This is a genomic window from Achromobacter sp. B7 (assembly GCF_003600685.1).
Lineage (GTDB): Bacteria > Pseudomonadota > Gammaproteobacteria > Burkholderiales > Burkholderiaceae_B > Achromobacter > Achromobacter spanius_B.
The window spans coordinates 3118146-3143196 of record NZ_CP032084.1; the positions used below are offsets into that span (position 1 = coordinate 3118146).

Below are 25051 nucleotides of genomic sequence, written 5' to 3' on the forward strand. Positions count from 1 at the left end.
AGGTGTTCTGGGGTAATACCGGCGCGGCGCCCCGCCTGCGTCGCCGCGCACGAAAATCAAAGTGGCCTGCGTTCAGTGGCCTGCGTTCAGTGGCCTGCGTTCAGCCCATCTGCACTCAGGCCGCCCCGCGCGTTTCCACGTAAAGCGCGTACAACGAATGGCTGCTGGCCATGAACAGGCGGTTGCGCTTGGCGCCGCCAAAGCACAGGTTGGCGCAGCGTTCCGGCAGCCGGATGTGGCCGATAGGCTTGCCGGCGGGGTTGAACACCATCACGCCGTCCAGCTCTTCGGACTTGGCATTGGGCGCGCCATTGCTGCCCCAGCCGCACCACAGGTTGCCGTCTTCGTCGCACTTGATGCCGTCGATGGCGCCGGGGCCTTGCGCGTCGATATGCACGCGCTTGCCCGACAAGGCGCCGTCCGCGCCCACGTCATACGCCCACACCACGCGGTTCGGTTGATGGCGCGACTCGACCACATAAAGGATTTTTTCGTCGGGTGAAAAGCACAGGCCATTGGGGCCGGCCAGATCGTCCAGCGCGCGCGTCACACGGCCGTCGGCCGGGTCGATGCGGTAAACGCCATGCGGCAGTTCGGGCTTTCCCTTGTCACCTTCCCAATGCCCGCCGATACCGAACGGCGGGTCGGTGAACCAGATGGCGCCGTTGCGCTGGCAGACGATGTCGTTGGGGGAATTCAGGCGCTTGCCGTCATAGCCGTCGGCCAGCACGGTGATGGACCCGTCGTAGTCGGTGCGCGTGACCCGGCGCGTCAAGTGTTCGCAGGCCAGCAGACGCCCCTGGCGGTCACGCGCCAGCCCGTTGCTGAAATTGGCCGGTTGGCGAAACACGCTGATCGCGCCCGTCGTTTCGTCCCAGCGCAGAATGCGGTCATTGGGAATGTCGGACACCAGCAGATAGCGGCCGTCGCCCACCCAGACGGGGCCTTCCAGCCAACGGAAGCCGCTGGCCAGTTGCTCGACGCTGCTGCTGTAGATGCGGTATTTGGAAAACTCTGGGTCCAGGATGCGCACCGACGGGTCGGGGTAGCGCTGCTGCGGCGTGAAGTTGAACGACTGCGCCTGGGCCAGCGCGGCCGGTCCCAACGCCAATGCGGCGCCCAGCAGTCGACGGCGGCCGGGTTGGGCCAAGGGGGCATGCTCCATCGGTGTCTCCTCTTGTCGGTGTAGTGCGATGGCAATGCGGTCAGCGTAGGGTCCGGCCTGGACGCGGATCAGCGCCGCGTCAAGTCACCGGCCCAGGGTTGAACAACGCCAGGGCGTTGTGCAGCTTGAGTTTTTCGGCACAGGTCTGCTGGCGGCCACTGGCCACGTCCAGCATCAGGCGAAACAGTTCCCAGCCCACGTCTTCGATCGATGCCTGACCGGTGGCGATGCGCCCCGCGTTCACGTCCATCAGGTCGTGCCAGCGCCGCGCCAGGCTGTCGCGCGTGGCCACCTTGATCACCGGCACTTGCGCCAGGCCGTAAGGCGTGCCGCGCCCGGTGGTGAAGATGTGCAGGTTCATGCCCGCGGCCAGTTGCAGCGTGCCGCAAATGAAATCGCTGGCGGGCGTGGCGGCAAAGATCAGGCCCTTTTGCGTCAGCCGGTTGCCGGGCGACAACACGCCGTGGATCGGCGAGGAGCCCGACTTCACGATCGACCCCATCGCTTTTTCCACGATGTTCGATAAGCCGCCCTTCTTGTTGCCCGGGCTGGTGTTGGCGCTGCGGTCCGCCATGCCGCGTTGCAGGTAGTCGTCGTACCAGGCCATCTCGCGCACCAGCGCGTCGGCCACTTCCGGCGTGGCGGCGCGCGCGGTCAGCTGGTCGATGCCGTCGCGCACTTCGGTGTTCTCGGAAAACATCACGGTGCCGCCCGCCCGCACCAGCAGGTCAGTGGCGAACCCCACGGCGGGGTTGGCCGTGACGCCCGAAAATGCGTCGCTTCCACCGCACTGCACGCCCACCGTCAGGTCCGACACGGGGCAGGTTTCGCGGCGCCGCGCGTTCAGCTTTTGCAGATGGCGTTCGGCGGTGCGCATGATCAGGTCGATCATCGACTGAAAGCCCACGTTCTCTTCGTCTTGCAAGACGATGGTGTCGACGCCTTCGACGTCATCACCGCTTTTGCCCATGCCCTCGCCCGCGCGGATCGGAATGGCGTTGGGGGCCAGCAAGCGTTCGGGTTGCAGCTTTTCGCACCCCAGGCTGACCACCATGGACGTGCCGCCAAAGTTCGGGTTGCGCGCAATGTTGTGCAGCGTGCGGATGGGGATGGCGGCGCCCGGCGCGTCAATGGCCACGCCGCAACCGTAGGTGTGTTCGATGCCCACCACGTCGTCCACGTTGGGATAGCGCGGCAGCAGTTCCTGGCGGATTCGCGCCACGGCGTGTTCGACCACGCCCTGCACGCATTGCACGGTGGTGCTGATGGCCAGGATGTTGCGCGTGCCCACGGTGCCGTCGGCATTGCGATAGCCTTCGAACGTATAGCCTTCCAGCGGCGGCAACGGCGTCACGCGCGTGCCCACCGGCAGGTCTTCCAAGGTGCGCGCGGACGGCATGGTGGTCACGCGTTCGTTCACCCAGCTGCCGCGCGGCAAGGCCTTGGCCGCGTAACCGACCACCACGTTGTAGCGGACCACGGCATCGCCTTCGGCCAGATCGCGCAACGCGACCTTGTGGCCTTGCGGCACGGCGTCCACCAACTGCAATCCATCGGGCAACACCGTACCGGCGGGCAAGCCGCCTTCATTGGCGACGATGGCCACGTTGTCATCCGCGTGTATCTTGATGAGCACGGGCGCCTGGGGTTGCGCAACCTGCATGAAAAGTCCTTTTGCATAGGGATGCAGGCAAATCCGGCATCCAAAACGTTATCGTACAACCGTGAGAATATCCTTGAACGCGGTCAAAAATAAATTTCGGGTTTCCCCTTGTCTACAAGTGAAACCATAGAGCAGACGCCCTTGAAACGGGTGTAAACGTGTTGTACGATGACTTACCTTTTCACCACCGCCCCCCTCGCGCCAAGCCCCCTCAAGCAGGCTGGGCGCGACCACACCGGACGATCGCGCTATGACCACCCCGCAGGAACTCAAGGAAATTGTTTCGGAAGGTTTGCTGTCCTTCCCCGTGACGGACTTTGACCAGAACGGCGATTTCAACGCCAAGACCTACGCCGCACGCCTGGAATGGCTGGCCCCGTATGGCGCCACCGCGCTGTTCGCCGCGGGCGGCACTGGCGAGTTCTTCTCCCTGGCGCCCCAGGAATATTCCGACGTCATCCGCACCGCCGTGCAGACCTGCGCCGGCAAGGTGCCGATCCTGGCCGGCGCCGGCGGCCCCACCCGCACCGCCATCGCCTACGCACAAGAAGCCGAGCGCCAGGGCGCCAAGGGCATCCTGCTGCTGCCCCACTACCTGACCGAAGCCTCGCAAGACGGCATCGCCGCGCACGTGGAAGAGGTCTGCAAGTCCATCAAGATCGGCGTCATCGTCTACAACCGCGCGCAGTCCCGCCTGTCGGCCGACAGCCTGGAACGCCTGGCCGAACGCTGCCCGAACCTGGTCGGTTTCAAGGACGGCATTGGTGACATCGAAGCCATGGTGCGCATCCGCCGCAAGATGGGCGACCGCTTTTCGTACCTGGGCGGCCTGCCCACGGCTGAAGTCTATGCCGCCGCCTACCGCGCGCTGGGCGTGCCGGTGTATTCGTCGGCCGTCTTCAACTTCGTGCCCAAGACCGCCATGGATTTCTACCGCGCCATTGCTGCCGGGGACTCGGACACCACCAACCGCTTGCTGGATGATTTCTTTCTGCCGTACCTGGAAATCCGCAACCGCAAGGCCGGCTACGCCGTCAGCATCGTCAAGGCCGGCGCCAAGCTGGTCGGCCACGACGCCGGCCCGGTGCGCGCGCCGCTGACTGACCTGACCGGCGAAGAAATGGAAATGCTTAACGCCCTGATCAAGAAGCTTGGCCCGCAGTAAGCGGCCCGACTGAACTGCAATCAGCCCCCGGACTCGGGGGCGTTTTTTTCGGAGAATTCATCATGACACTGACCGGCCAAATGCTGATCGGCTCGACCGCCGTCCTGGGCGCGGGCGCCGCGCAATACGCCATCAACCCGGCCACGGGCGAACGCCTGGAACCGGCCTTCCCCGCCGGCTCGTCCGACGACGTTGCGCGCGCCGCCGAACTGGCCCGCGCCGCCTTCGACACGTACCGTGCCGCCCCGCTGGAAACCCGCGCGCAGTTCCTGGAAAGCATCGCCGAAGGCATCCTGGCGCTGGGCGACGCACTGATTGAACGCACGCACCTGGAAACCGGCCTGCCCGTCGCCCGCCTGCAAGGCGAACGCGGCCGCACCGTGGGCCAGCTGCGCCTGTTTGCGCGGGTCGTGCGCGACGGCTACTTCCTGGACGCCACGATCGACCCCGCACAACCCGAACGCCAGCCGCTGCCGCGCGCCGACCTGCGCCTGGCCAACGTGGCCTTGGGTCCCGTTGCCGTGTTCGGCGCCAGCAACTTCCCGCTGGCCTTCTCGGTGGCCGGCGGCGACACCGCGTCGGCGCTGGCCGCCGGCTGCCCCGTCATCGTCAAGGCGCACAACGCGCATCCCGGCGCCTCGGAAATGGTTGGCCGCGTGATCCAGGCCGCTGTCGCCAAGCACGGTTTGCCCGAAGGCACGTTCTCGTTGCTGTTTGGCGCCGGCAGCGAAATCGGCACCGCGCTGGTGTCGCACCCGGCCATTGCCGCCGTGGGCTTCACGGGTTCGCGCCGTGGCGGCCTGGCGCTGGTTGCCGCCGCCAACGCCCGCCCCGTGCCGATTCCCGTGTACGCCGAAATGTCCAGCATCAACCCCGTGTTCCTGATGCCGGCCGCTTTGGAAGCGCGCGCCGAAGCCATCGCCAAGGGCTTCGTGGATTCGCTGGCCATGGGCGTGGGCCAGTTCTGCACCAACCCCGGCCTGGTCGTGGGCGTTGAAGGCCCGGCGCTGGACCGCTTCCGTAAAGCCGCCGCCGAGGCGGTCACCGCCAAGGGCGCGGCCACCATGCTGACCCCGGGCATCTTCGCGGCCTACCAGGAAGGCGCCGATGCGCTGGCCAAGCACGCCAGCGTGGCCACCCTGGGCCGTGGCGAAGCGTCCAAGCCGGCCGCCAACGCGGCGGGCGCGGTGGTGTTCGGCACCGAAGCCGACCGCTTCCTGGCATCGCGCGAACTGGAAGCCGAAGTGTTCGGCCCGGCCTCGCTGGTGGTCGGCTGCCGCGACGTGGCCCAGATGACGGCCGTGGCCGAGCACCTGGAAGGTCAGTTGACCGCCACCCTGTTCGTGGACGATGCCGACGTGGCCCAGGCCAAGTCCTTGTTGCCCGTGCTGGAGCGCAAGGCCGGCCGCATCCTGGCCAACGGCTACCCGACCGGCGTCGAAGTCAGCCACGCCATGGTGCACGGCGGCCCGTTCCCGGCCACGTCCAATCCGGCCTCGACGTCGGTGGGCGCCACGGCGATCCGCCGCTTCCTGCGTCCGGTCTGCTATCAGGACCTGCCCGACGCGCTGCTGCCCGACGGCGTCAAGCGCGCCAACCCCCTGTCGATCGCCCGCATGGTCGACGGCGTGCTGACGCCCGCTTGAGCTAGCGAAGAACGGCAACCCGCGTCCGCGCAACGCGGGACGCGGGTTGCCGGTGGTCCGGACCGGTGGTTTGGGCCGGTGGTTCGGGTCGGTGGTTCGGGCCGGTGCTTCGAGTCGCCGGTCCGTGTTCCATCCTCGGGCCGTGACGCCCCCGCGCCACACTGGTTTTTGCCCGGGTTGCCAAGCCGCCCGGCGCCGCGCAATAATCTGCCCTCGGTAAATAATTGATAAGTGTTCGCATTAGCATTAATGCCAACACCTGTCGTGAGCGGGCGGGACCCTTGAGCGCTGCACCCCCTTTGTCCACGGACTTCGAACACCTGTACGGCAACCATCATCACTGGTTGCTGGCCTGGGTGAACTGGCGCCTGGGCAACGCGGCGGATGCGGCCGACCTGGCGCACGACGCCTTTGTGCGCCTGTTGACCCGCCCCTGCCATTTCGACAGCCCCCAACAAGCACGCAGCTATCTGCGCAAGATGGCCAACGGCATGTGCGTGGATCTTTGGCGCCGCCGCAGCCTGGAACAAGCCTGGCTGGACGCGCTGGCCACCCAACCCGAACCCACCGTGTCGTCCGCCGAAGACCAGGCGATGGTCCTGGAAGCGCTGGGCGAAATCGACACGATGCTGCGCGAACTGCCGCCCAAGGTCGCGCACGCATTCGTCATGGCGGTGGCGTGCGAAATGACCGATAACGAGGTGGCGGCCACGCTGAACGTGTCGGCGCGCATGGTGCGCAAGTACGTGGCGCGCGCCATGCTGTGCTGCATGAAGCTGGAAGCGCGACTGGCCGCCGGGCTACCGGAGGAACGCGTTGCGGCTCCCGCCGCCGCACTGCCCGCGCTGCCCGCAACGCACGCAACGCCTGCACTGCCTGCAAAGCCTGCACTGCCTGCATTGTCGGCATCGCCCGTATCGCCCGTATCGCCATGACGGCCGTGACCGCTGTCGAACCGTCGCACCGCGTCATGGAAGAAGCCGCCGAGTGGTACGCGCGTCTGCGCACCGGGCAAGCGTCCGCCGCCGAGCAGCAGCAATGGCGGCAATGGATGGACCGGGGCGCCGAACAGCGGCAAGCGTGGAGCTACGTTGAACGTATCGACCGGCGTTTCACCCCCTTGCAATCCAGCCCTGACCGTCACGCCGCCGTGACGGCATTTCGCCAGGCGCGCAGCGATGCGCCCCGTCGTCGCCGTCAGGTGGTGCTGGGTCTGGCCGGCGCGCTGGGGCTGTCGTGGATCGGCTGGACCGCATGGCGCCAGACGCCCTTGTCCGCGTTGGCCACGCTATGGGGCAACGAATACCAGGCCGGGGTGGGCGAAACCCGGCAGGTGACACTGGCCGACGGCACGACGGTCTGGATCAATGCGCTAAGCGCGTTCAATGTGGCGTACCGCAACACCGAACGCCGCCTGCAACTGGTGGCAGGCGAAATTCTGATCGATACCGCCCAGGACCCGCTGCGGCCGTTCTTCGTGGAAACAGGCCAAGGCCGCGTGCAAGCCCTGGGCACGCGCTTTTCGGTCAGTCAGGGCGATGCGCGCACGCTGGTCGCGGTGTATGACGGCGCGGTGCGCGTAAACCTGTTGCGCTCGGACGCCAGCGAGGTCGTGAACGCGGGCCAGCAGGCGCGCTTTACCGCTGACGCTTTGCAGCCTTTGATGCCGGCCGACCCCGCCCGTGAAAGCTGGCGCCGGGGCTTGCTGCTGGCCAATGGCACGCCGCTGTCCGACGTGGTGGCCGAACTGCGCCGCTACCACCCGGGGCACCTGGGCTTGTCGCCCGAGCTGGGCCGCCTGCCCGTCTTCGGCAGCTATCCGCTTACCGATGTGGACCGCGCGCTGGCCATGCTGGCCTCGGTGCTGCCCATCCGCCTGCAACGCCCCTTGCCTTGGTGGATCAGCATCGAAGCACGCGACGCCTGAAAAATATTCACGCATGCGGTTCCGCAATTCGATGCGTCGTTCGATTTAGGAAGCAAGAGTTCTAGCAACGTCCGTTTCGTTGTCTGGCTTCGTTGTCCGGCTTCGTTGGCCGCTTCGTTGGCCGCTTCGTTGGCCGCTTCGTTGGCCGCTTCGTTGGCCGCTTCGTTAGCCCGCTTCGTTGGCCGCTTCGTTGGCCGGCTTCGTTGGCCGGCTTCGTTGCCTCTCCACCCGCTTCCTTCATTGACCCCTCGCACGAGCGCACAGGTTTCCGTCATGTCTCACCGCTTTCCCTCCGCGCCAGCGCTGGCGCTGGCCATCGCCGCCGTCTTCGCCCCCTGGGCGCCGACCTTGCATGCGCAGTCGGCGCCCGCCGCCGACCTGCGGTCGTTCGACATCCCCGCCGCCCCGGTGGGCCAGGTGCTGACCCGGCTGGCCAATGAAACCGGCATCTTGCTGGCCGCGCCGCCCGACCTGCTGGCCGGCCGCCTGAGCGGCGGCGTGCGGGGCCGCTATACACGCGCCGATGCATTGACCCAGGCATTGGCCGGCACCGGCCTGCGCGCCACGCGCGAGGCGCCCAACCAGTTCCGCCTGTCCGCCCTGCCCGCCGCCGGCGCCACCACGCTGGAAGCCGTCACCGTCACGGGCAGCGCCGTGGACACCGGCCTGCCCCCCGTCTACGCAGGCGGCCAGGTGGCCAGCGGCGGTCGCATCGGCCTGCTGGGCAACATGAGCGACATGGACACCCCCTTCAGCGCCACGCAATACACGTCCAAGCTGATCGAGGACCAGCAGGCGCAGAACATCGGCGACGTACTGGTCAACGACCCGTCGGTGCGCAACACGTATTCACGCGGCGCGGGACGCGATGAATTCAATATCCGCGGCTTCACCCTGTTCAACTACGACGTGTCGTTCAACGGCCTGTACGGCGTGTCGCCGCGCAACGCCAGTTCGCTGATCGGCGTCGAACGCGTGGAAGTGCTGCGCGGCCCCAACGCCTTGCTCAACGGCATGGCACCGTACGGTTCGGTGGGCGGCGCGATCAACCTGGTGCCCAAGCGCGCCGGCGCCGAGCCGCTGAACCGCTACACCGTCAACTACATTGGCGACTCGCAGTTTGGCGTGCACGCCGACCTGGCGCGCCGCTATGGCGACACCCAACAGTTCGGCGTGCGCCTGAACGTGGCCGGCAGCGGTGGCGACCTGCCGCAAGACGGCTCCAAGGAAAACCTGGGCGCCGTGGCCCTGGGCCTGGATTACCAGGCCGAACGTTTCCGGCTGGACGGCGACATCAACTATCAGAACCGCACCACCGATGCGCGCAGCGGCTTGCTGTTTCCGCCGCCGCCGGGCGTGGACATCGGCGCGGCGCCCGACGCGCGCCGCAACTTCTTTCCGTCATGGACCTATTGGAAGACCAAGGAATGGTCGGGCGCCCTGCGCGCCGAATACGACCTGACGCCCGACTGGACGGTGTACGGCGCCATCGGCGCGCGCAAGCACGACTTTGAAAGCCTGCAAACCAGCTGGCTGATGCTGGACGGCAACGGCGACATCGGCGCCGTGCCGGCCCGGCTGAACGAGAACCTGTTGAGCAAGACAGGCGAAGTCGGCCTGCGCGGGCGCTTTAACACCGGCGCCGTCAAGCATGAGCCATCCATCAGCGCCAGCGCGCTGGACATCGATTATTCGTCGGCCCGCATCCGTTCGCGCACCGTGTTCTCAAACCTGTACGACCCGGCCGACCTGCCCAAGCCGGACATCGCGCGACCGGGCGACCTGCCCAAGACCAGCGAGTCGCGCCTGTACAGCGTGGCGCTGGCCGACAAGATCTCGTTTCTGGATGACCGCGTGCAGGTCATTGCGGGCTTTCGGCACCAGCGCATCGAGTCCACCAACTTTGACGCCGCCACCGGGCGCAGCACGTCGGAATATGCCAAGTCGGCCGTCACGCCCGCCTTCGCATTGACCGTGCGCCCCACCCAGCGCCTGTCCCTATACGGTAACTACATCGAAGGCTTGAGCCAGGGCGGCACCGCGCCCGAAGGCTCGGTCAATGCGGGGGAAATGTTCGCGCCAGAAATTGCCAAGCAGATCGAAGTGGGCGGCAAATACGACTTTGGCGAATTCTCCACGACGTTAAGCGCGTTCCAGATCGAAAAACCCAGCAGCTTTCTGGACCCCGACACCCGCCGCTACGTATCCAACGGACAGCAGCGCAATCGCGGCCTGGAATTGTTGGTGCAAGGCGACGCCGCGCCCGGCGTGCGATTGCTGGGCGGCGTGGCCTATACCGACGCGCGCCTGACGCGCACCGAAGGCGGTGCCAATGATGGCAACTGGGCGCCGGCCGTGCCGCGCTTTCAGTTCAACGCGGCAGCGGAATGGGACACGCCCTTTCTGCCCGGCCTGACCGTCACGGCGCGCATGTTGCGCACCAGCCAGCAGTATGTCGACGTGGGCAACACGCAGACGATTCCCGGCTGGACGCGCTTTGATCTGGGCGCGCGCTACGCGTTCAACGCCAGCGGCACGCCGATGGTGGTGCGAGCGACGGTGGAAAACGTGTTCAACAAGAACTACTGGCAGTCGGCCGCGCGGGAAGGCTTGACCGTCGGCGCACCGCGCACGGTGCTGCTGTCGGTCTCGGCCGAGTTCTGACCCACGCCGGGGTCTGGTCCGCGCCGGGTTCGATCTACACCGGGTGAGATCTGCGCCGGCTTCGATCTGCACCGCCTTCGATCTACACCGGCTTCGATCTACGCCGGCGCGCCGCGCTGGCTGTCGCGCGGCAGGTCCACCCGGAAGCGCGTCACGCCGTTACGCGATTCGGCGCCGATGCGGCCGTGATGGCTCAGCACGATCTGCTGCGCGATGAACAAGCCTAGCCCCAGCCCGTTGTGGCTGTCAGCCCGACGCTCCCCGCTACGAAAGGGATTGAACAGGTGCGGCAGCAACGCCGGTGGAATCGTGCCGCCGTTGCTGACCGTGACCGTGACGCGGTCGGCCACTGTGCCGTCGGCGTGCACATGCACCGGGATGTCGCGGTCGCCATGATGCAGGGCGTTGCCGATCAGGTTGGCAAACACCTGGCACAGGCGGTCGCCGTCCCAGACGCCCGCCATGTCGCCCACGAATTCGCATTCGATCTGCCGGTCGGGCCGGCCCGTCTGCGCTTCGTCCACGGTGCGGCGCACCAGTGCATCCATGCGCTGCTGGGCCGAGGCCAGCGTCAAGCCGCCCGCCTGCCGGATACGCGTAACGTCCAGCAGGTCTTCGATCAACCGCGCCATGCGCTCGCTGCTTTGCAACATGCGCTGGGCCAGGCCCGCCACGCGGCCGGGGTCCGTCTGCCGCTGCAACAAGGACGCCCCCATCACGATCGACTGCAAGGGCGTGCGCAGGTCATGGCTCAACACGGCCATGAACATCTCGTTGATGCGCAAGGCTTCGGTGCGCTCTTCCAGCTGCTGCGCCAGCGCGCGCTTGCGCTCATGCAACTCGAAAAAGACGTTTGCCTTCATGCGCAGCATGTGCGGGTCGATGGGCTTGTACAGAAAATCCACGGCGCCGCTTTCATAGCCGCGAAACTGCCAGTTGTGTTCGCGCGAACCGGCGGTGATGAAGATCAGCGGAATGTGGCGCGTGCGCTCGCTGCCCCGGATCAGTTCGGCCAGCTCGAAGCCGTTCATGTCGGGCATCTGCACGTCCAACAGCGCCAGCGCGACGTCGCCGTGGTTCAGCAGCAGTTCAAGCGCTTCGGGGCCGGATTGGGCCTTGAGCACCTGGATCTTTTCATTTTGCAGCAGCGCTTCCAGCGCGATCAGATTTTCGGGAATGTCGTCGACGAGCAGGCATTTGATTCTTTCTTCTTGCGGTTTGGCAGATGTCAGGAACATGGTGTCAAAGCGGGGGGTAAGGGTTACAGCGCGGGCTGCGTCGGCAAGCGGGCAAGCATCGCGGCGATCTCGTCGGGGGCCAATTGGTCATCAACCGCGTGCCGGGCCAACGCCGCTTGCGGCATGGTGGGCATTGAGGCGGACGACGGCGACTGCACCACGGTGCGACCGCCGGCGGCATGAATGGCAGCCAGGCCCTGCGCGCCGTCCTCGTTCGCGCCGGACAGCAGGATGCCCATCAGCCGGTCGCCATAGCAGTCGGCAGCCGAATCGAACAAGACGTCAATCGACGGCCGTGAAAAATACACGGGCGCGCCGACCGACAACGCCAATCGCGGCCCCTGGTCCACCAACAGGTGGTAATCCGGCGGCGCGAAGTACAGATGACCCGGCTGTATCCAAAGCTGATCTTCCGCCTCCAGCACGGGCAAGGCGCAGCGTTCACGAAAAATATCCACCAGCAGGCTGCGTCGGTCACGCGGCAAATGCAGCACGATGATCACGGCCGCGCACAGGCGCGCCGGCAAGGCGGGAATCAGCACGTTCAGCGCGTCAAGCGCGCCCGACGAGCCGCCGATGACGATGGCGTCCCACGGGCCCGACGGCGTCCTTGTCGCCGCGCTTGCCGCCGCGCTTGCCGGAAGGGTCGGCGCGCCCGAGCTCACAGCCCCGCCTTTTTGCGGTAGATGCGTTCTTCAAGCACAAAGTCGTCAAAGTTGTCGGCCTGCCCCGTGAACCGCAGGGATTCGCGCGAGCCCAGGCCAAGAAAGCCGCGGTGCACCAGTGCGTCATGGAACAAGCCCAGCGCGCGGTTTTGCAAGTCGCGCTCGAAGTAGATAAGCACGTTGCGGCACGATATCAAGTGCACTTCGGCGAACACGCTGTCGGTGGCCAGGCTGTGATCGGAAAATACCATGTGTTCGCGCAGCCGCTTGTCGAACACCACCCGTCCGTATCGGGCCGTGTAGTAGTCAGACAGCGAGCTCAACCCGCCCGAGCGCGCGTGGTTGCTGGAAAACGCGGCTACGCGGTCCAGGTCGAACACGCCTTGCTCGGCGGCGCGCAGCGCATGCGGGTTGATGTCGGTGGCGTAGATCAGCGCGCGGTCCAGCAAGCCCTCTTCGGCCAACAGGATGGCCAGCGAATAGACCTCTTCGCCGGCGCTGCATCCGGCCACCCACACTTTGATCGACGGGTAGGTGCGCAGGATGGGAATGACCTCGGTGCGCAGCGCCTGAAAGTAGCCGGGGTCGCGAAACATGTCGCTGACCTGCACGGTCAGGAACTGCAACAGCGCGGTGAATACCGCCGGTTCATGCAGCACGCGGTCTTGCAACTGCGATAGCGTTTTGCAGCCGAATTGGGTTAGCGCGGTTTGCAGCCGCCGCTTCAGGGACGCCTGCGCGTACTCCCGAAAATCGTAGTGGTAGTGGTGGTAGATGGCATCAAGCAGCAGACGCTGCTCGATGTCGGCAATACGCGCTTTGGCAGAGGCAGGCATGGTGGTGTTCAGCGTAAAAAAGCGCGGACGCGGCGTTAGCTGCGCATCCAGACGCGCACCAGGGACAGCAAGCGTTCAACATCAAGGGGCTTGGCGATGTAGTCGTTGGCGCCGGCCGCCAGGCATTTCTCCTGGTCGTCCTTCATGGCCTTGGCGGTCAGCGCAATGATCGGCAGGCGCCGCCATTCCGGCCGGTTGCGGATGTGACGCATCGCCGTGTAGCCATCCATCTCCGGCATCATGATGTCCATCAGAACCAGGTCGATCGCGGCCATGCCGTCCGAACCGGCGCGCTCCAGCGCATCCAGCGCCTCGCGGCCGTTGCGCGCAATTTCCACGCGCAGGCCGGTGGGTTCAAGAATGCTGGACAGCGCGAACACGTTGCGCACGTCGTCTTCCACCACCAGCACCGTACGGCCTTCCAGCGTGGAATCGCGGCTGCGGGCCAGCTCCAGCATCTGGCGATGCTCGGGCGGCAGTTCGGCTTCAACCTGGTGCAGGAACAGCGTCACTTCGTCCAGCAGGCGTTCGGGCGAACGCGCGTCCTTGATGATGATGGACTTCGAGAAACGGCGCAGGTGCTGCTCTTCATCGCGCGACAGCGCGCGGCCCGTGTACACGATGACCGGCGGAAACGACACGCTTTCCTGCTCGGCCATCTGCTCCAGCAACTCATAGCCGCTGATGTCGGGCAGGTTCAAGTCCATCACCACGCAATCGAACGTGGTGCCGCGCAGCAGTTCCAGCGCCGCGGCAGCAGTGGCGGCGGGCACGATTTCGACATCGTTACGCGCCAGCAGCTGGCGCACGCTTTCGCGTTGGCGGTCGTCGTCTTCCACCACCAGCACGCGTCGCACGTGTTGGGTGAACTTGGCTTCCAGGCGCCGCAAGGCTTCCACCAGCTCTTCGCGCTTGACGGGCTTGAGGGCGTAGCCGACGGCGCCCCGGCCCATGGCTTCCTGCGCGTAGTCCGCTACCGACACCACGTGCACGGGGATGTGGCGCGTTTGCGGGTTGCGTTTCAGTTGATCCAGGACGCCTAGCCCGGAAAAATCAGGCAAGTTCACGTCCAGCACGATGGCGTTGGGGCGCTTTTGCGTCGCAAGCTCCAGGCCGTCGGTGGCGGTGTGCGCCGTCAGGCAGCCAAAGCCCATTTCGCGGGCCAGGTCGGCAAGAATGCCGGCAAAGCGCTCGTCGTCCTCGATGACGAGAATGCTGCGTTCCGGCTGGGCGCTGTCGCTGTCGCCGGCGGGCGCGGGGGTATCGGGCACCTTGGCGGCCGCCGGCGACTGCCGCGTTTCGACCGCGGCACACACCGGCTTGGCGATGCGGGGAAACGGCGCCACGCTGCTACGCGTTTGCGCGGGCGGCGGCGCGTTTTCCAGGCGCACCGGCACTTCCAGCGTGAAAACGCTGCCCTGCCCCGGTGTGCTGGCCACGGTCAGCTTGCCGCCCAGCAGTTCGGCCAGATCGCGCGAGATCGACAGCCCCAGCCCCGTGCCGCCGTACTTGCGATGCGTGCTGCCGTCTGCCTGCCGGAACGCTTCGAAGATCAGTTCTTGCTGCTCGGCCGGCACGCCGATGCCGGTGTCGTGCACCGCAAAAAGCAGGCGGTCGCGGCCCGCGCGCGAAACGCGCAGCGCCACCGTGCCGCGCTCGGTGAATTTCAGCGCGTTCGACAACAGGTTCTTCAGCACCTGGCCCAGGCGCTTGGGGTCGGTGTGCATAGCCGGCGGGACGGCGGAGTCGATATCCAATTCCAGCGCCAGGCCCTTTTCCAGCGCCATCGGCCGCAGGGGTTCCAGCAGGCGTTGCAGGTTCGAGGCGATGGTCACTTGCTCGACTTCCATCGTGGCCTGCCCGGCCTCGATCTTGGCCAGGTCCAGGATGTCGTTGATCAGCGTCAGCAGGTCGCTGCCGGCGGCGTAGATGGTTTGCGCGTACTTGACCTGTTCGGTGCTGAGGTTGCCGGGCTTGTTGTCCGACAGCAGCTTGGCCAGGATCAGCGTGGAATTAAGCGGCGTGCGCAGCTCGTGGCTCATGTTGGCCAGGAACTCGCTCTTGAACTGGCTGGCCTGCGTCAGTTGGCGGGCCTTCTCGGTCAGCGCGCCCTGCACCCGCAGCAGTTGTTCGGCTTGCGCTTCCAGGTTGGTATTGGTCTGCTCAAGCTCGGTCTGCTGCAATTCCATGCGCGCCTGCGATTCCTGCAGGATGCGGCTTTGCTGCTCAAGCTCTTCGTTGCTGACGCGCAGTTCTTCCTGCTGCGTTTGCAACTCTTCGGCCTGGCGCTGGGTTTCTTCCAGCAGCGCTTCCAGACGGGTACGGTCCTGGCCGGAGCGGATGGCCGAGGCCAGCATTTCCGAGGCGCCTTCCAGCAGGCCGCGTTCCACTTCACCCACCGGATGGTTAAAGCCCAGTTCGATTACGGCGTAGACGCGGCCGTTCATCATGGCCGGCGCCAGCACCAGTTCGGCCGGGTTGGAACGGCCCACGGCGGACGCCAATTCCAGATGGCTCGCCGGCACGTCGCGCACATGCAACAGGCGGCGCGACGTGACGGCCTGGCCGGTCAGCCCTTCAGCCGGCAAGATTTTGCGTGCCAGTCGCTCGGGGGGCAAGGCGAACCCGCCGAACAGTTCAAGTTCGCCGGTGGCGCGATCCACCACGTAGCCCGCGCCCACCTCGGCGCCCAGGTACTCGGCCAGATAATCCAGCGAACGCTTGCCGATTTCATCCAGGCGCAAGTCGCCCTGCAAGCGCATGCTGAGACCCGACAAACCGGTGGTAACCCACGACTGCCGCGCCTTGGCCTGGTATTCACGCACGGTCATGCCGGCCGACAGCGCAATCAGCGCCAGCAACAGGATCGAGCCGCCCCACGAGTAATAGGCCGACGTGATGGCCGCCGACGCCCAGGCGTCGCGCCCAGCGGCCAGCTCTTCCATCTGCCGCGCATAAAGGTCGCTGACCAGCTCGCGCAGCCGGTCCATCGCGTCCTTGCCCGCGTCGGTACGCACCATGGCTATGGCGCCTTCCGCGTTGCCGGCCTTTTGCATGTCGATGGTTTCGCGCAGCTCTTCGAGTTTCTGGCGGGTGATGCCTTCGATGTCGTTGACGATGCGGCGCTGCGAAGGGTCGTCGGACGTGGCGGCCTTGATGATGGCCAGCCGCTGTTCAATCAGCGGCAGCGCGCGCAAATACGGTTGCAGGTAAGGCAGTTCGCCCGTAAGCAGGTACCCGCGCTGGCCGATCTCGGCATCCTTGACGGCCGAATTGAACAGGCTGAGCTGGCGCAACGTTTCCGTGCTGCGGTCCATTGCCTTGACGGCTTCGGTGCGGCTGTCGGTAGACCGCACATTGACGAAGGCGATCACCAAAGTGGCTAGCGCGGCCGTCAGGAATCCGACCAACAAAGTCCGAGGAAAGGCAGAACGGTTGGCAGGCTGCGACGACGATTTCGGCATGGTAGCGGTGGCGGTTCAAGGTAGGGGCGAGTGCCGCTGCCCGACGACGCGGCGGCCCCAGAACATGAACGAGGCGCGGTCGTGGCTAACGGCCTTAAGCGCTGGACTATACCTGTTTTGAACGCGTCTCAACATGTGGAACAGAGCTGAAACCATCCACCCTGCCCGCGCGGCGAAACGCGGGCCGCGACTACGCCCCGCGCCACCGCTTTGCCGCTGGATTGCCTTACTGAACCCGCAGCTTGCCGTCCGCGATGATCTTGGCCCATTTGGCCTGCTCACCGGTCTGGAACGCCGTGAATTGCGCGGGCGTATTCGGCGTGTAGGCCAGGCCCAACGCCTTCATCTTGGCGTTGACTTCGGGCTTGGCGATGATGGCCGCAATGGTCTGGTTCAATCGGTCGACAACGGCGGGCGGCGTGTTGGCAGGCGCGTAGATGGCCTGCCAGCTACTGACGTCAAAGCCCGCGACACCCGCCTCCTGCATGGTCGGCACGTCGGGCATGACGTCGGTGCGCTTGGCGGACGTGACTGCCAGCGCGCGCACTTTGCCGCTTTGAACGTAGGGCAAGGCAACCAGCGCGGTTTCGAACGAACTGGGAATCTGGCCGCCGATCAAATCCTGGATGGCCGGCGCGCTGCCCCGATACGGCACATGCGTCAGATGCGCCCCGGTCAATTGCTTGAACACCTCGCCGGAAAGATGCTGCGACGTGCCTTGCCCGGCCGAGCCGAACGCGATGGTGTCAGGGTTGGCCTTGCCGGCCGCCACCACGTCCTGCACGGTTTTGTACGGCTGGTTTGCGCCGACGAGCAGCACGTTCGAAATGCTGCCCAGCAAGATCACCGGCGCAAAATCGCGGGCGGCGTTGTAGTTGATGCCGGGCAACAACGACGGGTTGATGGCGTGCGTGGCGATGGTGCCCAGCAGCAGCGTGTAGCCGTCCGGCTTGGCGCGCGCGACGGCGTCGGCGCCCAGCACTCCGCCCGCGCCGCCCTTGTTTTCCACCAGCACGGTCTGGCTCAGGCTGGCGCCGAGTTCCTGTGCGATGAGGCGCCCAAGAATGTCCGAGGTGCCACCCGCTGCAAATGGCACCACCAAGGTGATGGGCTTGGCGCGCGGCCAGTCGTCGGCGGCATGGGCCGAGGCGGCGGCCAGGGTGGTCAGGGCCAAAGCGGCGAACGTGCGGCGCAGCAGGGGGAATGCCTTCAAGCGTGTCTCCTAGGGGGTTCTTCTAGTCTTGTACGTTGTCGTACGACTTATGGAGAAAGGAGAATACTTCGTTGGCGGACCGCGTTTCAATCTAGGGTAATTCCGAATTCGGGGTGCCTCTGTAGGCGGTGTCTCATAGGGACGACATGGAATTTTCGCTGCCATTGCATCGAACGGGTTGTATGTTGTACGATGACATACATCTACTCCAGGCCAAGGATTTTTCCAGGCCGTCCCATGGTTCTACCCCCTCCTTTTTTATTGGATGACAGGCATGACGACTCCCCAGGAACTCAAAGAAATCGTATCGGAAGGTTTGCTGTCCTTCCCCGTGACGGACTTTGACCAGAACGGCGATTTCAACGCCAAGACCTACGCCGCGCGCCTGGAATGGCTGGCCCCGTATGGCGCCACCGCGCTGTTCGCTGCGGGCGGCACTGGCGAGTTCTTCTCCCTGGCGCCCCAGGAATATTCCGACGTCATCCGCACCGCCGTGCAGACCTGCGCCGGCAAGGTGCCGATCCTGGCCGGTGCAGGCGGCCCCACCCGCACCGCCATCGCCTACGCACAAGAAGCCGAGCGCCAGGGCGCCAAGGGCATCCTGCTGCTGCCGCACTACCTGACCGAAGCCTCGCAAGACGGCATCGCCGCGCACGTGGAAGAAGTCTGCAAGTCCATCAAGATCGGCGTCATCGTCTACAACCGCGCCCAGTCCCGCCTGTCGGCCGACAGCCTGGAACGCCTGGCCGAACGCTGCCCGAACCTGGTCGGTTTCAAGGACGGCATTGGTGACATCGAAGCCATGGTGCGCATCCGCCGCAAGATGGGCGACCGCTTTTCGTACCTGGGCGGCCTGCCCACGGCTGAAGTCTATGCCGCCGCCTACCGCGCGCTGGGCGTGCCGGTGTATTCGTCGGCCGTCTTCAACTTCGTGCCCAAGACCGCCATGGACTTCTACCGTGCCATTGCCGCAGGCGATTCCGACACCACCAACCGCTTGCTGGATGATTTCTTCCTGCCGTACCTGGAAATCCGCAACCGCAAGGCCGGCTACGCCGTCAGCATCGTCAAGGCTGGCGCCAAGCTGGTCGGCCACGACGCCGGCCCGGTGCGCGCGCCGCTGACCGACCTGACCGGCGAAGAGCTGGAAATGCTTAACGCCCTGATCAAGAAGCTTGGCCCGCAGTAAGCGGCCACGTACCCGCCGCTCGGCTGAGAAAGAACGCCCTCTGGTTTGAGGGCGTTTTTTTTGCTTACGCATCCCGCGCAACGAGCCATTGCCGAATACTCAGCCTGTATGTTGTCATACAGGCTGATGTTCTGAACGTCCTTACCGTTGCCGTGTCGGCGTGAAAGCCCCTGGTCCGCGCCTTGTCCGGGCCTTCAACGCCACCTCGATCGCCCCTTCGTACAAGCGGCCGCGATGCCCGGAAAGCGTACACTTGCGGCTCCGGACGCGGGCCTAACGCCCGCTGCAACTGCCCCACCCTTATAAGAGAGACGATGGAAACTCCCGCCCGGCCCCGCCAGCGTTCGCGCCTGACAGACGTGGTCATCCAGGAACTGAACAAGCGCCTGGACGCCCGCACCTATCGCGCCGGCGACAAGCTGCCGTCGGAACATGCGCTGTGCGATGAATTCAACGTCAGCCGCACGGTCATCCGCGAAGCGGTTGCGTCGATGCGCCTGAGCGGCCGGTTGGTCAGCAAGCCCGGCATCGGCGTATTCGTCACCGAAGACCGCGAAAAGCCCATCGACTTTGTCATCGAACCCGCTACCGACCCGCGCTGGGCGCTGCACATCATGGAGTTGCGCGCCGGGCTTGAGGTCGAAGCCTGTGGCCTGGCGGCCGAGCGCCGCAGCGCCTCTGACCTGAGCGGCATCGTGGAAGCGTTCGACGCGTTCAACCGGGCCACGCGCGACATGGAAGCCGCCGTCAAGGCCGACTACGAGTTCCACCTGTCCATTGCCAAGGCGTCCAACAACCCGCACTTTCCCGCGCTGCTGCGCGCGGCGGTGCGCGACGTCATGCTGGACTTGAACATCAAGCACGGCGGCAAGACCCCCGAAGAGCTCGAAACCTACGAAACCCGCAACGTGCGCGAACACGAAGCCATCCTGACCGCCATCATGCGCCGCGACCCGGGCGCCGCGCGCGCCGCCATGGCCCGCCACCTGGGCGACAGCATCGCCCGATACCGCAAGCTGCTGTCGCAGGCGCCCGCGCAATAGAACGCCCGCCAGGGGAAACCGTGCCGGCGTTGTCACTGCCCGGCACGGAAATTACGGGAATCCCCTTACTTGCTAGCTTGTATGACAGCTGCCATCATACGTCTCATGACTTGACGGATTGAGCGCATGCCGGTTTTGCCGGCCCAAGCCCCGATCAAGCGCCGTCCAAGCATGACTTTCGTTATGACCCTCGTTGTACAAGTACCGCCGATGAGTCCGATCCTATCTCTACGCACGACGTTCCAGCGCTACACGACGCGTATCCATCGGCATACCCCCTGACCTGAGCGCCTGAGCCGGTCAACCGCGCCCCTTCCGGGCCCGCTTCCCTTTCCTTCGCGCCTTCGCGTGCCCTACCCGCCCGGCCCCGGCCGGCGATCGGCTGCGCCTGCGCGACGGACCCCGCTTTCCCTTTCGCTTATTCCAAGCGTTTTCGACCCCTCCCCAGGAGCATTCTTCATGCGTAAGTTTCTGACCACCGCCGTTGCGGCGACTTTGCTGTGCGCCGCCTCTGGCGCGCAAGCCGGCGTGACGTTCGATGCCGTCAAGAAAAAGGGTTTCTTGCAGTGCGGCTTTGCCGGCATTCCCGGCTTCTCGGTGTTGGACAGCAAGGGCGAATGGACGGGGCTGGACGTGGACATGTGCCGCGCCGTCGCGGCCGCCATGTTCGGCGACGCTTCCAAGGTCAAGGGCAATGTGTTGACCGCGCAAGCCAAGTTCACCGCCTTGCAGTCCGGCGAAATCGACATGCTGTCGCGCAACACCACGCAGACGCTGACCCGCGACACCACGCTGGGCCTGATCGGCGTGGGCGTGAACTTCTATGACGCGCAGGGCCTGATCGTCAAGAAGTCGATGAACGTGAAAACCGTGAAGGAACTGGACGGCGCGACGATCTGCGTGCAGCCCGGCACCACCACCGAGCTGAACCTGGCCGACTACTTCCGTAGCCGCGGCCTGACGTTCAAGCCCGTGCTGGTCGAAAACTACGACGAGAACTTCCGCCTGCTGGAATCGGGCCGTTGCGATGCCTATACCAACGACAAGTCCAACACCGCCGCCAACATGCGCACGCGCCTGGCCAAGCCGGAAGACTGGGAAATCCTGCCCGAAAATCTGTCCAAGGAACCCTTGGGCCCGATGGTTCGTCAGGGCGACGAGCAGTGGTTCAACGTGGTGCGCTGGTCGCTGAACGCGATGCTGGAAGCCGAGGAATACGGCATCACGTCCAAGAACGTGGACGACATGCTCAAGAGCACCAACCCGAACGTGCAGCGCATCCTGGGCGTGACGCCGGGCATGGGCAAGAACCTGGGGCTGGACGACAAGTGGGCCTACAACATCATCAAGCAGGTGGGCAACTACGGCGAAAGCTATGACCGCGCCATGGGCAAGGACAGCCCGCTGAAGCTGGAACGCGGCCTGAACAAGCAGTGGACGCAAGGCGGCCTGATGTACGGCTGGCCGGTGCGTTAAGCCCCACCTGCTCTGCCTTAGCGACGGCGCAACCGCACTCTGGCAATACCCGCCGTCGCGGCATCCCGCCCTTGCGCGACTTCGCCCTGGTGCAAAGCCGCTTTTCTCTTTACCCGCAAGCCCGGCCATCGCACGGCCTGGTTTGCCCTTTTTACGTTGTAATCATGAACAGCATCGTCAATGCCCGCCTGAAACAGATCAAACCCTCGCCCAGCATGGCCGCCAAGATCGTCGTCGACGAACTGCGCCGCCAGGGCCGCGAGATCGCCGACTTCACGTTGGGCGAGCCCGACATGCCGACGCCCGCCCACATCGCGCGCGCCGGCCAGGACGCCATCGCCAGCGGCGACATCCGCTACACCAGCCCGAACGGCACCGTGGGCCTGCGCCGCGCCATCGCCAACAGCCTGCAACTAGGCCTGGGCGTGTCCTACGGCATGGACCAGATCACCGTGGGCGCGGGCGCCAAGCAGATCATCGGCGCCGCGTTGACGGCCAGCCTGGAACCGGGCGACGAAGTGATCGTGTGCGCGCCGTACTGGGTGTCTTACCCCGACATGGTGCTGCTGAACGAAGGCAAGCCCGTGGTTGTGACCGGCCCGGAATCGCAAGGGTTCAAGCTGGACGCCGCCACGCTGGAAGCCGCCATCACGCCGCGCACGCGCTGGTTGATCCTGAATTCGCCCAGCAACCCCAGCGGCGCCGTCTACAGCGCCGCCGAGCTGCGCGCGCTGACCGACGTGCTGGTGCGCCATCCGCACGTCTGGATTCTTAGCGACGAAATCTACGCACCCTTCTGCTATAGCGGCCAGGCGCACGCCTCGCCCGTGCAGGTCGAGCCGCAACTGATCGGCCGCACGCTGATCGTCAACGGCATGTCCAAGTCCTACGCCATGACGGGCTGGCGCGTGGGCTACGGCGCGGGCCCGGCCGAGCTGATCAAGGCCATGAGCACGGTCATGTCGCAAAGCACCTCGTGCCCCAGCGCGATCTCGCAAGTGGCCGCGCAGGCCGCCCTGGAAGGCGACCAGTCCAGCGTGACGCAGATGGTCGACATCTTCAAGGCGCGCCGCGACCTGATCGTGCGCCGCCTGAACGCCATTCCCGGCATCTCGTGCGCCATGCCCGACGGCGCCTTCTACGTGTACGCCAACGTGCAAGGCCTGATCGGCCGCACCGGCCCGGCCGGCGAACTGAAGACGGACCTGGACGTCAGCCTGTTCTTCCTGCGCGAAGCCGGCGTTGCCGTCATCGACGGCGGCTCGTACGGCTTGTCGCCCTACGTGCGGTTCTCGTTCGCGACGTCCACCGAAGTCATCGAACAAGGCATGGACCGCCTGGAAGCGGCCGTCAAAGTCTTGATGGCGGACTAAGTCGTGGCCAAGCACACCGCGCTATCCCCGGCGCCGCGGCCCGCGCACCGGGTTTCCTGGAACGACCCGGCCACGCGCGCGCTGGTCTACCAGGTGCTGGCCCTGACGCTGGTCGGGGCCGGTGTCTGGTTCCTGGTGCACAACACGCTGCACAACCTGTCGATGCGCAACATCGCCACGGGGTTCGGCTTCCTGGACCGCGAGGCAGGCTTTGCGATTGGCGAATCCGTCATCACCTACGGCCCGGCCGACACCTATGGCCGCGCGATCTTCGTGGGCGTGTTGAACACGCTGCGCGTGGGCCTGCTGGCGCTGGTCGCCGCGACGATACTGGGCGTTTTCATCGGCGTCGGCCGCCTGTCGAAGAACTGGCTCGTCAAGAAAATCACCTCGGTGTACGTCGAGGTGATGCGCAACGTGCCGCTCTTGCTGCAACTGTTCTTCTGGTATGCGCTGATCACCGAAAACATGCCCGGCCCGCGCCAGGCGCACAACCCCTTGCCGGGCGTGTTCATTTCCAACCGGGGCCTGAAAGTGCCCGGGCTGGAAGGCGCGTCGCTGGACTGGGTGCTGGGCGGCCTGGCGCTGGCCATCGTGGCGATTCTGTTCCTGGGCCACTGGGGCACCAAGCGCCAGGAAGCCACGGGGCGCGCGTTTCCGTTGGGCCGCGCCGCCATCGGCTTGCTGATCGGCTTGCCCATCGTGGGCTGGCTGGCGGGCGGTGCATCGCTGACGTTGGACATGCCGGCGTTAAAGGGCTTCAACTTCGTCGGCGGGCTGACGCTGTCGCCGGAGTTCGTCGCCCTGTTCCTGGGTCTTACCGTCTACACCTCGGCGTTCATCGCCGAAGTGGTGCGCTCGGGCATCCAGGCAGTCAACAACGGCCAGTGGGAAGCGGCCGGTTCGTTGGGCCTGCCACGCGCGAAAGTGCTGCGGCTGGTGGTGCTGCCGCAGGCCTTGCGCGTGATCATCCCGCCGATGACCAGCCAATACCTGAACCTGCTCAAGAACAGTTCGCTGGCGGTTGCCATCGGCTATCCGGACATCGTGTCGGTCGTGAACACCACGCTGAACCAGACCGGCCAGGCCATCGAAGGCATCCTTATCATCATGGGCGCCTACCTGACGGTCAGCCTGTCGATCTCGATATTCATGAATTGGTACAACAAGCGCATCGCGCTGGTGGAGCGTTGATATGAGCAGCACTACGCATTCCTTCACCGACGCCCTGCCCCCGCCCAGCACCCAGGTGGGCGCGTGGGCCTGGGTACGGTCGCGCCTGTTTTCGTCGCCGCTGAATATCCTGATCACGGTACTGCTGGCCTGGTTTTTGTTGATGTCGTTGCCGGCGCTGGTGGAATGGGCTTTCCTGAAGGCCAATTTCACCGCCACCAATGCCATGGAATGCCGCGCGTCCGTCGGCGGCGCCTGCTGGGCGTTCATCGTTGAAAAGCACCGGCTGATTCTGTTCGGCACCTATCCGTTCGACGAGCAATGGCGGCCGCTGATCGCGACGCTGATCCTGGTTGGCGTGATCGCGTGCAGCGGCATGCGCCGCTTCTGGAATGGCAAGCTGGCGCTGATCTGGACGGCCGGCCTGACGGCCGTGGCGCTGTTGATGTGGGGCGGCGTGTTCGGCCTGACCTATGTCGAGAACTCGCGCTGGGGCGGCCTGCCGTTGACGCTGATCCTGGCCACGTTCGGCATTGCGTTTGCCTTTCCTATCGGCGTGATGCTGGCCCTGGGCCGGCGTTCGAAAATGCCCGCCATCAAGGCGCTGTGCGTCGTGTACATCGAACTGATACGCGGCGTGCCGCTGATCAGCCTGCTGTTCATGTCGTCGGTGATGCTGCCCTTGTTCCTGCCGGAAGGCTTCACCATCGACAAGCTGCTGCGCGCGCAGATCGCCATCATCATGTTCGCCGCCGCCTACATCGCGGAAACGGTGCGCGGCGGCTTGCAGGCCATTCCGAAGGGGCAGTATGAAGGCGCCGATTCGCTGGGCCTGAACTACTGGCAGCAGATGCGCAAGATCATCCTGCCGCAAGCGCTGAAGATCGTGATTCCGCCGCTCGTCGGCATTTTCATCAGCCTGTTCAAGGACACGTCGCTGGTTGTCATCATCGGCATTTTCGATTTGACGCTGGCGGCCAAGGCGGCCCTGTCCGACGCGGCGTGGCGAGGTTTCGGGGTAGAGGCTTATCTCTTTATCTCGCTGATCTACTTCGCCTTTTGCTATTCCATGTCCAAATACAGTCAAGCGCTGGAAAAGCGCCTGGCCACCGGGCACGCGCGCTGATTGCGCCGCGTAGCCCCCGGTAAAC

General features: G+C 65.4%; 17 protein-coding genes and 1 pseudogene. 11 read left to right on the forward strand and 7 right to left on the reverse strand.

Features of this window, described 5'->3' with window-relative positions; genetic code table 11:
- Nucleotides 1–115: 115 nt before the first annotated feature.
- Nucleotides 116–1165, reverse strand: coding sequence for an SMP-30/gluconolactonase/LRE family protein (locus DVB37_RS14040; RefSeq protein ID WP_120155766.1), 1050 nt, complete (start codon nucleotides 1163–1165; stop codon nucleotides 116–118).
- A gap of 79 nt (nucleotides 1166–1244) precedes the next feature.
- On the reverse strand, nucleotides 1245–2828 hold the full coding sequence (garD, locus tag DVB37_RS14045; RefSeq protein ID WP_104145779.1) for a galactarate dehydratase: 1584 nt from the start codon (nucleotides 2826–2828) through the stop codon (nucleotides 1245–1247).
- Nucleotides 2829–3078: 250 nt separating this feature from the next.
- Here garD and kdgD (DVB37_RS14050) point away from each other — a divergent pair, with 250 nt between their 5' ends.
- From kdgD (DVB37_RS14050) to DVB37_RS14070, 5 genes and pseudogenes are all read left to right on the forward strand, one after another.
- Entirely contained in the window at nucleotides 3079–3993 is a 915-nt protein-coding gene (gene kdgD / locus DVB37_RS14050) for a 5-dehydro-4-deoxyglucarate dehydratase (protein WP_104145789.1), read from the forward strand.
- Between the two features lie 62 nt (nucleotides 3994–4055).
- Nucleotides 4056–5639 carry an aldehyde dehydrogenase (NADP(+)) gene (locus tag DVB37_RS14055; protein ID WP_104145781.1) on the forward strand — a complete coding sequence of 528 codons (1584 nt, stop codon included), beginning with the start codon at nucleotides 4056–4058 and terminating at the stop codon, nucleotides 5637–5639.
- A gap of 299 nt (nucleotides 5640–5938) precedes the next feature.
- Nucleotides 5939–6460 (forward strand): annotated as a pseudogene (locus tag DVB37_RS14060) (sigma-70 family RNA polymerase sigma factor); the annotation flags it as partial.
- 110 nt (nucleotides 6461–6570) lie between these two features.
- Nucleotides 6571–7566 (forward strand): FecR family protein, encoded by a 996-nt coding sequence (locus DVB37_RS14065; RefSeq protein ID WP_120155768.1) that lies wholly within the window; start codon nucleotides 6571–6573, stop codon nucleotides 7564–7566.
- Between the two features lie 273 nt (nucleotides 7567–7839).
- The gene (locus tag DVB37_RS14070) at nucleotides 7840–10230 is read left to right on the forward strand and encodes a TonB-dependent receptor (RefSeq protein WP_120155770.1); all 2391 of its coding nucleotides are present in this window, start codon (nucleotides 7840–7842) and stop codon (nucleotides 10228–10230) included.
- Between the two features lie 98 nt (nucleotides 10231–10328).
- Here the strand turns inward: DVB37_RS14070 and DVB37_RS14075 are convergent, their stop codons facing one another.
- From DVB37_RS14075 to DVB37_RS14095, 5 genes are all read right to left on the reverse strand, one after another.
- Entirely contained in the window at nucleotides 10329–11468 is a 1140-nt protein-coding gene (locus DVB37_RS14075) for a hybrid sensor histidine kinase/response regulator (RefSeq protein WP_046807060.1), read from the reverse strand.
- 23 nt (nucleotides 11469–11491) lie between these two features.
- The gene (locus DVB37_RS14080; RefSeq protein ID WP_120155772.1) at nucleotides 11492–12133 is read right to left on the reverse strand and encodes a chemotaxis protein CheB; all 642 of its coding nucleotides are present in this window, start codon (nucleotides 12131–12133) and stop codon (nucleotides 11492–11494) included.
- Nucleotides 12130–12969 carry a protein-glutamate O-methyltransferase CheR gene (locus DVB37_RS14085; protein WP_046807058.1) on the reverse strand — a complete coding sequence of 280 codons (840 nt, stop codon included), beginning with the start codon at nucleotides 12967–12969 and terminating at the stop codon, nucleotides 12130–12132. Before DVB37_RS14085 ends, DVB37_RS14080 begins: the two co-directional genes overlap by 4 nt.
- A gap of 35 nt (nucleotides 12970–13004) precedes the next feature.
- Nucleotides 13005–16433: a response regulator gene (locus DVB37_RS14090; RefSeq protein WP_120155774.1), complete on the reverse strand. Its 3429-nt coding sequence runs from the start codon at nucleotides 16431–16433 to the stop codon at nucleotides 13005–13007.
- A 226-nt stretch (nucleotides 16434–16659) separates the two neighbouring features.
- Entirely contained in the window at nucleotides 16660–17646 is a 987-nt protein-coding gene (locus DVB37_RS14095; protein ID WP_082134632.1) for a tripartite tricarboxylate transporter substrate binding protein, read from the reverse strand.
- Nucleotides 17647–17920: 274 nt separating this feature from the next.
- Here DVB37_RS14095 and kdgD (DVB37_RS14100) point away from each other — a divergent pair, with 274 nt between their 5' ends.
- The 6 genes from kdgD (DVB37_RS14100) (at nucleotide 17921) to DVB37_RS14125 (ending at nucleotide 25026) form a co-directional block, all read left to right on the forward strand.
- Nucleotides 17921–18835 carry a 5-dehydro-4-deoxyglucarate dehydratase gene (gene kdgD / locus DVB37_RS14100; RefSeq protein WP_046807056.1) on the forward strand — a complete coding sequence of 305 codons (915 nt, stop codon included), beginning with the start codon at nucleotides 17921–17923 and terminating at the stop codon, nucleotides 18833–18835.
- A gap of 314 nt (nucleotides 18836–19149) precedes the next feature.
- Entirely contained in the window at nucleotides 19150–19878 is a 729-nt protein-coding gene (locus tag DVB37_RS14105) for a FadR/GntR family transcriptional regulator (protein ID WP_046807055.1), read from the forward strand.
- A gap of 459 nt (nucleotides 19879–20337) precedes the next feature.
- Nucleotides 20338–21354 (forward strand): amino acid ABC transporter substrate-binding protein, encoded by a 1017-nt coding sequence (locus tag DVB37_RS14110; protein WP_046807054.1) that lies wholly within the window; start codon nucleotides 20338–20340, stop codon nucleotides 21352–21354.
- Between the two features lie 164 nt (nucleotides 21355–21518).
- Nucleotides 21519–22727: an aminotransferase class I/II-fold pyridoxal phosphate-dependent enzyme gene (locus tag DVB37_RS14115; RefSeq protein ID WP_046807053.1), complete on the forward strand. Its 1209-nt coding sequence runs from the start codon at nucleotides 21519–21521 to the stop codon at nucleotides 22725–22727.
- 3 nt (nucleotides 22728–22730) lie between these two features.
- A complete protein-coding gene (locus DVB37_RS14120; RefSeq protein WP_120155776.1) occupies nucleotides 22731–23921 on the forward strand; it encodes an amino acid ABC transporter permease in 1191 nt (396 codons plus the stop codon).
- A gap of 1 nt (nucleotide 23922) precedes the next feature.
- On the forward strand, nucleotides 23923–25026 hold the full coding sequence (locus DVB37_RS14125; RefSeq protein WP_046807051.1) for an amino acid ABC transporter permease: 1104 nt from the start codon (nucleotides 23923–23925) through the stop codon (nucleotides 25024–25026).
- Nucleotides 25027–25051: the final 25 nt, after the last annotated feature.